The 14,771-nt window shown below is 51.6% G+C and carries 12 protein-coding genes and 1 pseudogene; 10 read left to right on the top strand and 3 right to left on the bottom strand.

Going from position 1 to position 14,771, the window contains the following annotated elements; all coding sequences use genetic code 11:
* On the top strand, nucleotides 1–817 hold an 817-nt coding region (locus FDX19_RS01650), incomplete at its 5' end, for a pentapeptide repeat-containing protein (protein WP_170974327.1).
* Between the two features lie 79 nt (nucleotides 818–896).
* Here the strand turns inward: FDX19_RS01650 and FDX19_RS01645 are convergent.
* Nucleotides 897–2,180: a citrate synthase gene (locus tag FDX19_RS01645; protein WP_137381345.1), complete on the bottom strand. Its 1,284-nt coding sequence runs from the start codon at nucleotides 2,178–2,180 to the stop codon at nucleotides 897–899.
* Between the two features lie 203 nt (nucleotides 2,181–2,383).
* Nucleotides 2,384–2,494 (bottom strand): annotated as a pseudogene (locus FDX19_RS25245) (hypothetical protein).
* 383 nt (nucleotides 2,495–2,877) lie between these two features.
* Here FDX19_RS25245 and sdhC point away from each other — a divergent pair.
* From sdhC to FDX19_RS01600, 9 genes are all read left to right on the top strand, one after another.
* Nucleotides 2,878–3,282, top strand: a complete 405-nt coding sequence (gene sdhC, locus FDX19_RS01640) for a succinate dehydrogenase cytochrome b556 subunit (protein WP_016152282.1) — start codon at nucleotides 2,878–2,880, stop codon at nucleotides 3,280–3,282.
* Nucleotides 3,276–3,623 (top strand): succinate dehydrogenase membrane anchor subunit, encoded by a 348-nt coding sequence (sdhD, locus tag FDX19_RS01635; RefSeq protein WP_005122550.1) that lies wholly within the window; start codon nucleotides 3,276–3,278, stop codon nucleotides 3,621–3,623. The genes sdhC and sdhD overlap by 7 nt, the downstream gene beginning before the upstream one ends.
* Nucleotides 3,623–5,389 (top strand): succinate dehydrogenase flavoprotein subunit, encoded by a 1,767-nt coding sequence (gene sdhA, locus FDX19_RS01630; RefSeq protein WP_137381344.1) that lies wholly within the window; start codon nucleotides 3,623–3,625, stop codon nucleotides 5,387–5,389. Before sdhD ends, sdhA begins: the two co-directional genes overlap by 1 nt.
* A gap of 15 nt (nucleotides 5,390–5,404) precedes the next feature.
* The gene (gene sdhB / locus FDX19_RS01625) at nucleotides 5,405–6,121 is read left to right on the top strand and encodes a succinate dehydrogenase iron-sulfur subunit SdhB (protein ID WP_137381343.1); all 717 of its coding nucleotides are present in this window, start codon (nucleotides 5,405–5,407) and stop codon (nucleotides 6,119–6,121) included.
* A gap of 393 nt (nucleotides 6,122–6,514) precedes the next feature.
* The gene (sucA, locus tag FDX19_RS01620; protein WP_137381342.1) at nucleotides 6,515–9,316 is read left to right on the top strand and encodes a 2-oxoglutarate dehydrogenase E1 component; all 2,802 of its coding nucleotides are present in this window, start codon (nucleotides 6,515–6,517) and stop codon (nucleotides 9,314–9,316) included.
* A gap of 14 nt (nucleotides 9,317–9,330) precedes the next feature.
* On the top strand, nucleotides 9,331–10,554 hold the full coding sequence (gene odhB / locus FDX19_RS01615) for a 2-oxoglutarate dehydrogenase complex dihydrolipoyllysine-residue succinyltransferase (RefSeq protein WP_043015624.1): 1,224 nt from the start codon (nucleotides 9,331–9,333) through the stop codon (nucleotides 10,552–10,554).
* Nucleotides 10,555–10,645: 91 nt separating this feature from the next.
* Nucleotides 10,646–11,812: an ADP-forming succinate--CoA ligase subunit beta gene (gene sucC / locus FDX19_RS01610; protein WP_003022927.1), complete on the top strand. Its 1,167-nt coding sequence runs from the start codon at nucleotides 10,646–10,648 to the stop codon at nucleotides 11,810–11,812.
* A complete protein-coding gene (gene sucD / locus FDX19_RS01605) occupies nucleotides 11,812–12,681 on the top strand; it encodes a succinate--CoA ligase subunit alpha (protein WP_005122544.1) in 870 nt (289 codons plus the stop codon). The genes sucC and sucD overlap by 1 nt, the downstream gene beginning before the upstream one ends.
* A 257-nt stretch (nucleotides 12,682–12,938) precedes the next feature.
* Entirely contained in the window at nucleotides 12,939–13,832 is an 894-nt protein-coding gene (locus FDX19_RS01600) for a PocR ligand-binding domain-containing protein (RefSeq protein WP_137381341.1), read from the top strand.
* Here the strand turns inward: FDX19_RS01600 and cobA are convergent.
* Nucleotides 13,811–14,599, bottom strand: a complete 789-nt coding sequence (cobA, locus tag FDX19_RS01595) for a uroporphyrinogen-III C-methyltransferase (protein ID WP_137381340.1) — start codon at nucleotides 14,597–14,599, stop codon at nucleotides 13,811–13,813. The two genes, FDX19_RS01600 and cobA, sit on opposite strands and share 22 nt — an antisense overlap.
* Between the last annotated feature and the right edge of the window lie 172 nt (nucleotides 14,600–14,771).

Below are 14,771 nucleotides of genomic sequence, written 5' to 3'. Positions count from 1 at the left end.
TGCTGATTTGTCAGATGCTGATTTGTCAGGTGCTGATTTGTCAGATGCTGATTTGTCAGATGCAGATCTGAAATGTGCAAATCTGGAATGTGCTGGTTTGTCAGGTGCTGATTTGTCAGATGCTCGTTTATCAGGTGCAAAGTTGTTCGGTGCTGGTTTGTCCGGTGCTAATTTATCACGTGTAATTCTGCACGGTGAAAATTTGGTAGGTGCAAAGTTGTTCGGTGCAAATTTGGGCGGTGCTGATTTATCAGGTACAAAGTTGTCCGGTGCTGATTTGTCTGGTGCTAATTTGTTCGGTGCTGATTTGTCAGGTGCTGATTTATCAGGTGCAAATTTTCACCGTGCTAATTTACGAGGTGCAAATCTGAAAGGTAATAATTTGTCAGGTGCTAATTTATCAGGTGCAAATTTATCAGATGCTGATTTATCACATGCAAATCTGGAAGGTGTTGATTTATCAATTACAAATTTGATAGGTGCAAATCTGAGAGTTGCCAATTTGAAATATGCAGTGTTGGCAGGTGCAAATTTGTTCGATGCAATTTTGTTAAATGCAAATCTGGAAGGTGCAGATTTGACATATGCAGCGTTGGAAGGCGCAACGTTGTCCTGTGCAACATTGGCAAAAGTAACTTTGTACGGAACAAATTTTCAGCGTGCAGATTTTTCAGGTGGTGTATTTTTGACAGATCAAGGTTGGAACGCCGCAGATTTGAGAGGTGCAATTTTGCCAAAACCAGGTTTGCCAGGTGCAGATGAGTTACGTACAGCTATATTTTCCCAGCTAAAAAATGACGCCAGTCCCTTGGACTGAAAACGTTTTTGCCTGAGTTTCGACAATGCGGTTTGAACATTTGCCTCCCTTGCCGACAGGAAGGGAGGCTTGTTCTCAATTAACGCTTAATAGCAGACTTAAAATCGCGCTTGTCGTAGCCGGTGTACAGCTGACGCGGACGGGCGATTTTCATGCCGTCGGTGTGCATTTCGTTCCAGTGTGCAATCCAGCCAACGGTACGCGCCATGGCGAAGATAACGGTAAACATGGAGGACGGAATGCCCATCGCTTTCAGGATGATGCCGGAGTAGAAGTCTACGTTCGGGTAGAGTTTCTTCTCGATGAAGTACGGGTCGTTGAGCGCAATGTGCTCAAGCTCCATTGCCACTTCCAGCAGGTCATCTTTGGTGCCGAGTTCTTTCAGCACTTCATGGCAGGTTTCACGCATCACGGTGGCGCGTGGGTCATAGTTTTTGTAAACACGGTGACCAAAGCCCATCAGGCGGAAGGAATCATTCTTGTCTTTCGCGCGGCGAACAAATTCCGGAATGTGTTTAACAGAGCTGATTTCTTCCAGCATTTTCAGCGCAGCTTCGTTGGCGCCGCCGTGTGCCGGTCCCCACAGGGAGGCAATACCGGCCGCGATGCAGGCAAACGGGTTAGCGCCAGAAGAACCCGCGGTACGTACGGTTGACGTTGACGCGTTTTGTTCGTGGTCAGCATGCAGGATCAGAATACGATCCATGGCGCGTTCCAGAATGGGGTTTACTTCGTATTTTTCGCACGGCGTGGAGAACATCATGTTCAGGAAGTTACCGGCGTAGGAGAGGTCGTTACGCGGATAAACAAACGGCTGGCCGATGGAATATTTGTAGCACATCGCTGCCATGGTCGGCATTTTTGACAGCAGACGGAAGGCGGCGATTTCACGGTGACGCGCATTATTGACGTCCAGCGAATCGTGATAGAACGCAGCCAGTGCCCCGGTAACACCGCACATAACGGCCATCGGGTGGGAGTCGCGGCGGAAACCGTGGAACAGACGGGTAATCTGCTCGTGGATCATGGTATGGCGAGTGACCGTGGTTTTGAACTCGTCGTACTCTTCCTGTGACGGTTTTTCACCGTACAGCAGGATATAACACACTTCCAGATAGTTGGACTCGGTCGCCAACTGGTCAATCGGGAAGCCGCGATGCAGCAAAACACCTTCGTCACCGTCGATGAAAGTAATTTTGGATTCGCAGGATGCGGTAGAGGTGAAACCTGGGTCAAAAGTAAACATCCCTTTTGAGCCAAGGCTACGAATATCAATAACATCTTGACCGAGCGTACCTTTCAGCACATCCAGTTCAATAGCAGCGTCACCATTTAGAGTGAGTTTTGCTTTAGTATCAGCCATTTACGGTCTCCTTAGCGCCTTATTGCTTAAGACTGCCGGAACTCAAATTTGCCTTCGTACATCAATAAACCGTTACCAGTTTGTTATTTGGCTCGCCGCTCTGCGAAAGAGGGGATGACCTGGGTACAGAGCTATGGGCGCTTGCAGGTAAAACGGTCTTTTCATGGCGAATAAACTGCAAATCAAGAACTTAGCAATCCGAATTATTTAACCTGTCTATCACTAATAACTGTCCTGAAGGTATTGGTCAATACTTCCACACTGTTACATAACTAAATCTCCGGTGAAAGAGTGACCCCATAACTTTTACGCATTATATGCTTTTTCTGGTGTCGTTTGTAACAAGTTTGTTTAATGATTGTCAAATCAGATGATTAAAAATTAAAATAATGTTGTTATCGTGACCTATGTCACTGTTCGGGATAAAACCCGACAAACTATATGTAGGTTAATTGTAATGATTTTGTGAACGTCCTATACTGCCGCCAGGTCTCCGGAATACCCTGCAATCCCGAGCCAACCAGCGTTGTAACGTGTCGTTTTAGCAACTGGAAGCAGTGTTTTATATGACGCGTAGTTATAGTAAGGACGCTGTCTGACCCGCAAGCAGACCGGAGGAAGGAAATCCCGGCGTCTTTCAGACTACAGAAGTCTTTATCTTCTGTGCCCGAAGTCCAAAGGGAATAATAAGAACAGCATGTGGGCGTTATTCATGATAAGAAATGTGAAAAAACAAAGACCTGTCAATCTGGATCTACAAACGATCCGATTCCCAATCACGGCGATAGCGTCCATTCTCCATCGCGTATCTGGAGTGATCACCTTCGTAGCGGTCGGGATCCTGTTGTGGTTATTGGGTACCAGCTTGTCCTCCCCTGAAGGTTTCCTCGCCGCGTCATCCATTATGAATAACTTCTTTGTGGAGTTAATTCTGTGGGGGATCCTGATTGCGCTGGCCTATCACGCCGTCATGGGCATTCGCCATCTGTTGATGGATTTTGGCTATATCGAAGAAACCCTCGAAGCAGGGACACGCTCCGCCAAAATTTGTTTCGTTATCATTGTCGTGCTTTCACTTCTCGCAGGAGTCCTCGTATGGTAAGCAACGCCTCCGCATTAGGACGCAACGGCGTACATGACTTCATTCTGGTCCGTGCTACCGCTATCGTTCTGACGCTATACATCATCTATATGGTCGGCTTCTTCGCCACCAGCGGCGAGCTGACGTTTGAAGTCTGGACCGGTTTCTTCTCATCGGCATTCACCAAAGTCTTCACCCTGCTGGCTCTTTTCTCTATCTTGATTCATGCATGGATTGGCATGTGGCAGGTGTTGACCGACTACGTTAAACCGCTGGCTGTACGCCTGATTCTGCAACTGGCCATTGTCGTTGCGCTGGTGGTTTACGTCATTTATGGATTTGTTGTGGTGTGGGGTGTGTAATGAAACTGCCAGTCAGAGAATTTGATGCTGTTGTGATTGGTGCCGGCGGCGCAGGTATGCGCGCGGCGCTGCAAATTTCCCAGAGCGGCCAGACCTGTGCGCTGCTCTCCAAAGTCTTCCCGACCCGTTCCCATACCGTATCCGCGCAGGGTGGCATCACCGTGGCGCTTGGTAATACCCATGAAGATAACTGGGAATGGCACATGTACGACACCGTTAAAGGGTCGGACTACATTGGTGACCAGGACGCGATTGAATATATGTGTAAAACCGGTCCGGAAGCGATTCTGGAGCTGGACCACATGGGGCTGCCGTTCTCGCGTCTCGACGATGGCACCATTTATCAACGTCCGTTTGGCGGCCAGTCGAAGAACTTCGGCGGTGAACAGGCGGCACGTACCGCCGCGGCGGCTGACCGTACCGGTCACGCGCTGTTGCACACGCTGTATCAGCAAAACCTGAAAAACCACACCACGATTTTCTCCGAGTGGTATGCGTTAGATCTGGTGAAAAATGCTGATGGCGCAGTTGTCGGTTGTACCGCACTGTGTATCGAAACCGGTGAAGTGGTTTACTTCAAAGCCCGCGCAACCGTGCTGGCGACCGGCGGTGCTGGCCGTATTTACCAGTCAACAACTAACGCCCACATCAACACCGGTGATGGCGTAGGTATGGCAATCCGTGCCGGTGTCCCGGTGCAGGATATGGAAATGTGGCAGTTCCACCCAACCGGTATCGCCGGCGCGGGCGTGCTGGTGACAGAAGGCTGCCGTGGTGAAGGCGGTTACCTGCTGAATAAACATGGCGAGCGCTTCATGGAGCGTTATGCCCCGAATGCGAAAGACCTGGCGGGTCGTGACGTGGTGGCGCGTTCCATCATGATCGAAATCCGTGAAGGTCGCGGCTGCGACGGCCCATGGGGTCCGCACGCCAAGCTGAAACTCGACCACCTCGGTAAAGAAGTTCTGGAATCCCGTCTGCCGGGCATCCTCGAACTGTCCCGTACCTTTGCCCACGTTGATCCGGTGAAAGAGCCGATTCCGGTTATCCCAACCTGCCACTATATGATGGGCGGTATTCCGACCAAGGTGACCGGTCAGGCGCTGACTGTGAACGAGCAGGGCGAAGATGTGGTGATTCCTGGACTGTTTGCAGTGGGCGAGATCGCGTGCGTATCGGTTCACGGTGCCAACCGTCTGGGCGGCAACTCATTGCTGGATCTGGTGGTGTTTGGTCGTGCGGTCGGTCTGCATCTGCAGGAATCTATTGCCGAGCAGGGCGACCTGCTGGATGCGACGGAAGACGAGATCGATGCCTCTCTGGCGCGTCTGAATCGCTGGAACGGTAACCGCGATGGTGAAGACCCGGTGGTTATCCGCAAAGCGCTGCAGGAATGTATGCAGCATAACTTCTCGGTATTCCGCGAAGGTGACGCGATGGCGAAAGGTCTTGAAGAGCTGAAAGCCATTCGTGAGCGCCTGAAAAATGCCCGTCTGGATGATACCTCCAGCGAGTTCAACACCCAGCGCGTTGAGTGCCTGGAGTTGGATAACCTGATGGAGACCGCGTACGCCACTGCAGTATCTGCAAACTTCCGTACCGAAAGCCGTGGCGCTCACAGTCGCTTCGACTTCCCGGAACGTGATGATGAAAACTGGCTGTGCCATTCCCTGTACCTGCCAGAGTCGGAATCCATGACGCGACGTCAAGTCAATATGGAACCGAAGCTGCGCCCGGCATTCCCGCCGAAGATTCGTACTTATTAATGCGGAGACAGGACAATGAAACTCGAGTTTTCAGTTTATCGCTATAACCCGGATGTTGACGACGCTCCGCGCATGCAGGATTACACCCTGGAGGCGGAAGAAGGGCGCGACATGATGCTGCTGGATGCACTGATGCAGCTGAAAGAAAAAGATCCGTCGCTATCGTTCCGCCGTTCCTGCCGTGAAGGGGTCTGTGGCTCCGACGGCCTGAACATGAACGGCAAAAATGGTCTGGCCTGTATCACACCTATTTCTGCGCTGAATCAGCCGGGCAAGAAGATTGTCATTCGCCCGCTGCCGGGTTTACCGGTGGTGCGCGATTTGGTGGTAGACATGGGGCAATTCTACGCACAGTATGAGAAGATTAAACCTTACTTGTTGAATAATGGGAAAAATCCACCGGCTCGTGAGCATTTACAAATGCCAGAGCAGCGTGAGAAGCTCGATGGGCTGTATGAATGTATTTTGTGTGCATGCTGCTCAACGTCCTGCCCATCATTCTGGTGGAACCCGGACAAGTTTATTGGTCCGGCAGGCCTGCTGGCAGCGTATCGCTTCTTAATTGATAGCCGCGATACCGAGACCGACAGCCGCCTGGACGGTTTGAGTGACGCTTTCAGCGTATTCCGCTGCCATAGCATCATGAACTGCGTCAGCGTATGTCCTAAGGGACTGAACCCGACGCGCGCCATCGGCCATATTAAGTCGATGCTGCTCAAACGTAGTGCGTAAGTTGTTGTAGTGGTTGCCGGATGGCGACGTAAACGTCTTATCCGGCCTACGGGTTATGTACCTTGTAGGCCTGATAAGCAAAGCGCCATCAGGCGAATCGTTAATGTAGGAAACCTCTAAAAACTGCCCCTTATCTCTGACAGTTTTTAAAGGTTCCTTCGCGAGCCAAACAAAAAGAGCTCGCAAGTGAACCCCGGCACGCACATCGGTGTGCGTGGTAGTATCCACGGCGAAATACTCGTCATAGATCACATTGCATGTGCGTTGGCTGCACTTGCTCACCCCGGTCACTTACTGGATGTAAGCTCCCGGGGATTCGCAAGCTTGCCGCCTTCCTGAAACGTGATCTATTTAGAGTATTAAATAAGCAGAAAAGATGCTTAAGGGATCACGATGCAGAACAGCGCTTTGAAAGCCTGGTTGGACTCTTCTTACCTCTCTGGTTCTAACCAGAGTTGGATAGAACAGCTCTATGAAGACTTCTTAACCGACCCTGACTCGGTAGATGCTAACTGGCGTTCGACGTTCCAGCAGTTACCTGGTACCGGAGTCAAACCGGATCAACTCCACTCAAAAACACGTGATTATTTCCGTCGACAGGCGTTGATTACCCCACGTTACTCTTCTTCTATTTCCGACCCTGATGCCAATGTGAAGCAGGTTAAAGTCCTGCAGCTCATTAACGCCTATCGTTTCCGCGGTCACCAGCATGCGAACCTCGATCCGCTGGGGCTGTGGCAACAAGAAAATGTGGCCGATCTGGACCCGTCTTTCCACGATCTGACCGATGCGGATTTTCAGGAAAGCTTTAACGTAGGTTCTTTTGCCGGCGGCAAAGACACGATGAAGTTGAGCGACCTGGTTGTCGCGCTGAAACAAACCTACTGCGGCCCGATTGGCGCCGAGTATATGCACATCACCAGCACCGAAGAGAAACGTTGGCTCCAGCAGCGTATTGAGTCCGGTCGTGCCGCATTCAGTAGTGAAGAGAAGAAACGCTTCCTTAGCGAACTGACCGCAGCAGAAGGTCTGGAACGCTACCTGGGTGCGAAGTTCCCGGGTGCAAAACGCTTCTCGCTGGAAGGCGGTGATGCGTTAATCCCAATGCTCAAAGAGATGATCCGCCACGCCGGTAACAGCGGAACCCGTGAAGTGGTGCTGGGTATGGCGCACCGTGGTCGTCTGAACGTACTGGTTAACGTGCTGGGTAAACGCCCGCAGGAACTGTTCGACGAATTTGCGGGCAAACATAAAGAACACCTCGGCACCGGTGACGTGAAGTACCACATGGGCTTCTCGTCTGATATCGAAACCGAAGGCGGTCTGGTACACCTGGCGCTGGCGTTTAACCCGTCGCACCTGGAAATCGTTAGCCCGGTGGTTATCGGGTCGGTACGTGCGCGTCTGGACAGGCTGGATGAGCCGAGCAGCAATAAAGTTCTGCCGATTACCATCCACGGCGACGCTGCGGTAACCGGTCAGGGTGTGGTTCAGGAAACCCTGAACATGTCGAAAGCACGTGGTTACGAAGTGGGCGGTACCGTTCGCATCGTCATCAACAACCAGGTGGGCTTCACCACCTCTAACCCGCTGGACGCACGTTCTACACCATACTGCACCGACATCGGTAAGATGGTTCAGGCGCCGATTTTCCACGTGAACGCGGATGACCCGGAAGCGGTCGCTTTCGTGACGCGTCTGGCGCTGGATTTCCGTAATACCTTTAAACGCGATGTCTTCATCGATCTGGTGTGCTACCGCCGTCACGGCCACAACGAAGCCGACGAGCCGAGCGCAACCCAGCCGCTGATGTATCAGAAAATCAAAAAGCATCCGACCCCGCGCAAAATCTACGCTGATAAGCTGGAAGCGGACAAGGTCGCCACGCTGGAAGATGCGACCGAGATGGTCAATCTGTACCGTGACGCGCTGGATGCTGGCGAATGCGTAGTGAAAGAGTGGCGTCCAATGAACATGCACTCCTTCACCTGGTCGCCGTACCTCAACCACGAGTGGGATGAAAACTACCCGAACAAAGTTGAGATGAAGCGTCTGCAGGAGCTGGCAAAACGCATCAGCACCGTACCTGAAGCGGTTGAAATGCAGTCGCGTGTTGCCAAGATTTACGGCGACCGTCAGGCCATGGCCGCAGGCGAGAAGCTGTTTGACTGGGGGGGTGCAGAGAATCTGGCTTACGCCACGCTGGTTGACGAAGGCATTCCGGTCCGTCTGTCGGGTGAAGACTCCGGTCGCGGAACCTTCTTCCACCGTCACGCGGTGATTCATAACCAGGCGAACGGTTCAACTTACACTCCGTTGCAGCATGTACATAACGGACAGGGCACCTTCCGCGTCTGGGACTCCGTGCTGTCTGAAGAAGCCGTGCTGGCGTTCGAGTACGGTTATGCCACAGCAGAACCGCGCACGCTGACCATCTGGGAAGCACAGTTCGGTGACTTCGCTAACGGTGCACAGGTCGTTATCGACCAGTTCATCTCTTCCGGCGAGCAGAAATGGGGCCGTATGTGCGGTCTGGTTATGCTGCTGCCGCACGGCTATGAAGGTCAGGGGCCGGAGCACTCCTCCGCGCGTCTGGAACGTTATCTGCAACTTTGCGCTGAGCAAAACATGCAGGTTTGCGTCCCGTCTACCCCGGCGCAGGTTTACCACATGCTGCGTCGTCAGGCGCTGCGCGGTATGCGTCGTCCGCTGGTGGTGATGTCACCGAAGTCGCTGCTGCGTCATCCGCTGGCGGTGTCTACGCTGGACGAACTGGCGAACGGCACATTCCTGCCAGCCATTGGTGAGATTGATGAACTTGATCCACAAGCCGTGAAGCGTGTCGTAATGTGTTCTGGTAAGGTTTATTACGACCTGCTGGAACAACGCCGTAAGAACGACCAAAAAGATGTTGCCATTGTGCGCATCGAACAGCTCTATCCGTTCCCGCATAAAGCGGTGCAGGAAGCGCTGAAACCGTTTGCTTATGTACATGATTTTGTCTGGTGCCAGGAAGAGCCGCTCAACCAGGGCGCATGGTACTGCAGCCAGCATCATTTCCGTGAAGTCATTCCATTTGGGTCAGCTCTGCGTTATGCAGGTCGCCCGGCCTCTGCCTCTCCGGCAGTAGGATATATGTCCGTTCACCAGAAACAGCAACAAGATCTGGTCAATGACGCGCTGAACGTCGATTAAATAAAGGATAAATAATGAGTAGCGTAGATATTCTTGTTCCCGACCTGCCTGAATCCGTAGCGGATGCAACGGTTGCAACCTGGCACAAAAAACCGGGCGATGCAGTACGTCGTGATGAAGTACTGGTAGAAATCGAAACTGACAAAGTGGTACTGGAAGTACCGGCATCAGCGGACGGTATTCTTGATGCGGTTCTGGAAGATGAAGGGACAACCGTCACTTCTCGCCAGATCCTCGGTCGCCTGCGTGAAGGCAACAGCACCGGTAAAGAAACCAGTGCTAAGTCTGAAGAGAAAGATTCTACTCCGGCACAGCGCCAGCAGGCGTCTCTCGCCGAGCAGAACAACGATGCCCTGAGCCCGGCGATCCGTCGCCTGCTGGGTGAGCATAACCTCGAAGCCAGCGCTATCAACGGCACCGGTGTCGGCGGTCGTATCACCCGTGAAGATGTTGAAAAACATCTGGCTAAAGCGCCGGCGGCGAAAGCTGAAGCGAAAGCGCCGGCTGCAGCACCTGCGGCACAGCCTGCGCTGGGCGCACGTGGTGAAAAACGTGTTCCGATGACCCGTCTGCGTAAGCGCGTGGCCGAGCGTCTGCTGGAAGCGAAAAACTCCACCGCGATGCTGACAACCTTCAACGAAGTCAACATGAAGCCAATCATGGACCTGCGTAAGCAGTACGGTGACGCGTTTGAGAAACGCCACGGTATCCGTCTGGGCTTTATGTCTTTCTACGTTAAAGCCGTTGTTGAAGCGCTGAAACGCTATCCGGAAGTGAACGCGTCTATCGATGGTGATGACGTGGTTTATCACAACTACTTTGATGTCAGCATGGCGGTCTCCACGCCGCGTGGTCTGGTTACCCCGGTACTGCGTGATGTTGATCTGCTGGGTATGGCCGACATCGAGAAGAATATTAAAGAACTGGCGGTAAAAGGTCGCGACGGCAAGTTGACGGTTGAAGATCTGACGGGCGGTAACTTCACCATCACTAACGGTGGTGTGTTCGGTTCCCTGATGTCCACGCCGATCATCAACCCACCGCAGAGCGCCATCCTGGGTATGCATGCCATCAAAGATCGACCGATGGCAGTAGACGGCAAGGTTGAAATCCTGCCGATGATGTATCTGGCGCTGTCTTATGACCACCGTCTGATCGATGGTCGTGAGTCAGTGGGCTTCCTGGTAACCATTAAAGAGTTGCTGGAAGATCCAACACGTCTGCTGCTGGACGTGTAGTTAATAAGAGTATCACCTGCCCCGTAGGTCTGGACGCCTTATCAGACCTACGGGTAAAAGATAACGATTACCTGAAGGATGGACAGAACACATGAACTTACATGAATATCAGGCAAAACAACTTTTTGCCCGCTATGGCTTACCGGCACCGGTGGGTTATGCCTGTACTACTCCGCGTGAAGCCGAAGAAGCCGCATCTAAAATCGGCGCTGGCCCGTGGGTAGTGAAATGTCAGGTTCACGCTGGTGGCCGTGGTAAAGCGGGCGGTGTGAAGGTTGTTAACAGCAAAGAAGACATTCGCGCTTTTGCTGAACACTGGCTGGGTAAACGTCTGGTTACTTACCAGACAGACGCTCATGGCCAACCGGTAAATCAAATTCTGGTTGAAGCCGCGACCGACATTGGTAAAGAACTTTACCTCGGCGCAGTTGTTGACCGTAGCTCCCGTCGCGTGGTCTTCATGGCCTCTACCGAAGGCGGCGTGGAAATCGAAAAAGTAGCGGAAGAAACTCCGCACCTGATCCACAAAGTGGCGCTCGATCCGCTGGCAGGCCCTATGCCTTACCAGGGTCGTGAACTGGCGTTCAAACTGGGTCTGGAAGGTAAACAGGTTCAGCAGTTCACCAAGATCTTCATGGGTCTGGCGACTATCTTCCTGGAGCGCGACCTGGCGCTGATCGAAATCAACCCGCTGGTGGTAACCAAGCAGGGTGACCTGATTTGCCTCGACGGCAAACTGGGCGCTGACGGCAACGCGCTGTTCCGCCAGGCTGACCTGCGCGAAATGCGCGACCAGTCTCAGGAAGATCCGCGTGAAGCGCAGGCTGCACAGTGGGAACTGAACTACGTCGCACTGGACGGTAACATCGGTTGTATGGTTAACGGTGCGGGCCTGGCAATGGGCACCATGGATATCGTTAAACTGCACGGCGGTGAACCGGCTAACTTCCTCGACGTTGGCGGCGGCGCGACCAAAGAACGTGTAACCGAAGCATTCAAAATCATCCTCTCTGACGACAATGTTAAAGCCGTTCTGGTTAACATCTTCGGCGGTATCGTTCGTTGCGATCTGATCGCTGACGGTATCATCGGCGCGGTAGCGGAAGTAGGTGTAAACGTTCCGGTCGTGGTACGTCTGGAAGGCAACAACGCCGAACTCGGCGCGAAGAAACTGGCTGACAGCGGCCTGAATATTATTGCAGCGAAAAGTCTGACGGATGCAGCTCAGCAGGTTGTTGCCGCAGTGGAGGGGAAATAATGTCAGTTTTAATTAATAAAGATACCAAGGTTATCTGCCAGGGCTTCACCGGTAGCCAGGGGACATTCCACTCTGAACAAGCTATTGCTTACGGTACGCAAATGGTCGGTGGCGTTACACCGGGCAAAGGCGGCACCACGCATCTGGGTCTGCCGGTATTCAATACCGTACGTGAAGCGGTAGAAGCGACCGGCGCAACCGCCACCGTTATCTACGTTCCAGCACCGTTCTGCAAAGATTCCATTCTGGAAGCGATTGATGCAGGCATCAAGCTTATCATCACTATCACCGAAGGTATCCCAACGCTGGATATGCTGACCGTGAAAGTGAAACTGGATGAAGCTGGCGTTCGCATGATCGGCCCGAACTGCCCAGGTGTTATCACCCCGGGCGAATGTAAAATCGGCATCATGCCGGGCCACATTCACAAGCCGGGTAAAGTGGGTATTGTTTCCCGTTCCGGTACGCTGACCTATGAAGCGGTTAAGCAGACCACCGACTACGGTTTCGGCCAGTCTACCTGTGTCGGTATCGGCGGTGACCCGATCCCTGGCTCTAACTTTATCGACATCCTGAAACTGTTCCAGGAAGATCCGCAGACTGAAGCGATCGTCATGATCGGTGAGATCGGCGGTAGCGCAGAAGAAGAAGCGGCGGCGTACATTAAAGATCACGTGACTAAACCGGTCGTGGGTTACATCGCAGGCGTGACCGCGCCGAAAGGCAAGCGTATGGGTCACGCGGGGGCAATCATCGCGGGCGGTAAAGGGACAGCGGATGAGAAATTCGCTGCGCTGGAAGCTGCTGGTGTGAAAACCGTGCGTAGTCTGGCCGATATCGGCGAAGCGCTGAAAGCGGTAATTAAGTAATTCTCAAAAAGCAGTATAAGGTCCGACTCTTTCGCGTAGCAGAAAACAGCGGTTACGCGAAGGAAGCAAGACTGATTCGTTTTCGACATGGTTGGCCATCTATTGATGGCCTTTTTTATTTTCTGTTATCCCGCATCATGCAATTTGATCACAATCATCTTCACAAATGAGATTATTTTTTGCGGCGAACATCATTCTTTCTTGTGTCTGGATTTTGCATATTACCGCCTTTAGTCATATTAAGGTTGGAGGATGGCGTGTCGCTGAAAATTCAGGATGATTACTTACCATGTTTTTTCTCTATAGCAGAAGTTTTCTCCAATGCGACGGGGTTAGCAACGGTAGTCGTTGATGTTACAGGCAGAGCACTCTCTGATTGCCATAATTTTAATTCATTCTGTAAGCTGATGAGAGCGAATAAACGCTACAATGTTGGTTGCCAGGCGTGTGATAAACAGTGTGCTTTTGAGGCACTGAAACAGTGTAAACCCAGAATATTCAGCTGCCATGCAGGGCTAAGTTTATTCTCCATGCCATTAATTTATGAGGGGAATCTGCATGGTTTTATTATCTGTGGTCAGGTTCGGGCTAAGTACCAGGAATATAAAACCATCATCGTTGAAGATGAGTTACGGTGGATGGGCGATCCTCAAATAAAAGCCGAGTGGGATCAGCTTGTTGCGGTTGATAATAATACATTGGTGGCATCGGCTAATTTATTGCATTTTATTGTCAACAATTTTGAGAGACAAGAAAAGCAATCTGAAGTGGTATTCGATAAACCGCTAAGTAGCGTCCGGCACTATTTAACGGAGCTTTCTCGTCATGAGAAAAAACTACTGGCGGCACTGCGTTATATTGATGATAACTTGTATAGTGACTTATCCCTGGAGTCTGTGGCAGCACATGTCTGTTTAAGTGCAAATTATTTCAGTCGATTTTTTAAGAAACGCCAGGGCGTTAATTTTAAAACCTGGGTAAATCAGAAAAAAATGCAAAAGGCGGGGGAGCTATTACATGATCCTGTTCATTCAATAGACAGTATTGCCCGGAAACTTCAGTACGCGCAAACCAGCTATTTTTGTCGCGTTTTCCGGGCGGCGCATCAAACATCACCCCAGTCTTTTCGTCACGCCAGACTCTCGCAGTAAAGATGTTCAGGGAGGTCGATAGCGGCAGGAATGAAAGACAGACGATCGCTCAGCGTGACGACATCGCCAATGACGACCAGTGCAGGTGGCGTAATGTTGGCTTCCTGCGCATTGCTCAGCAACGATCCGAGGGTACAGGTCAGTCGGCGCTGATTCTCCCGGGTCGCGGACATGATAATGGCCGCGGGTGTTTCCGCCGGTTTTCCGCCCATCAGTAGCTCTTCACAGATGAATGCCAGATTCGCGATACCCATGACGATAACCAATGTACCGTTCAGTTTGGCCAGCTGGCGCCAGTCCTGTTGCTGGTTACCTTCGCGTGTATGGCCGGTCACCACGTGAAAACCAGAGGCGTAATCGCGATGTGTTACCGGGATCCCGGCACAGGTTAATCCCCCAATGGTTGAACTGATACCGGGGACGACTTCAAAAGGTATCCCCGGCTCGATAAGCCCTTCAGCTTCTTCGGCCCCACGACCAAATACGTAGGGATCGCCACCTTTTAAGCGCACGATGTTGTGATGCGTCTGGGCATACTGAACGAGAAGCGCGTTGATTTCATCCTGTGGCACGCAATGAAATCCAGGATTCTTACCGACATTGATAAGCTCACAGTCAGCGGATGCCCATTCCAGAATCTCAGGATTGACCAACCTGTCGTAAATAATGACATCTGCTTGTTTAATGCACATCACTGCTTTGAGGGTGAGTAATGAAATATCACCGGGACCTGCACCAACGAGCCAGACCTTTCCGAAAGTTTTCACATTGTGTCCTTTATCACGTCTAACAAAAAAAGGCAGAACCACTCCGGAGAATGATTAAAAGCAGTCGTTTGCCTGTAAGTTATAACGCTGAATTTTCCTAAATTATCGCAAGGATAATATTGATTAATCTCGCAAAGTTTTTTCCACAATAAACAAGATGACTTGAAAAATT

Origin of the sequence: Citrobacter sp. wls619 (assembly GCF_005281345.1) — a bacterium.
Taxonomy (GTDB): Bacteria; Pseudomonadota; Gammaproteobacteria; order Enterobacterales; family Enterobacteriaceae; genus Citrobacter.
This window is presented reverse-complemented; position numbering and strand designations above follow the sequence as displayed.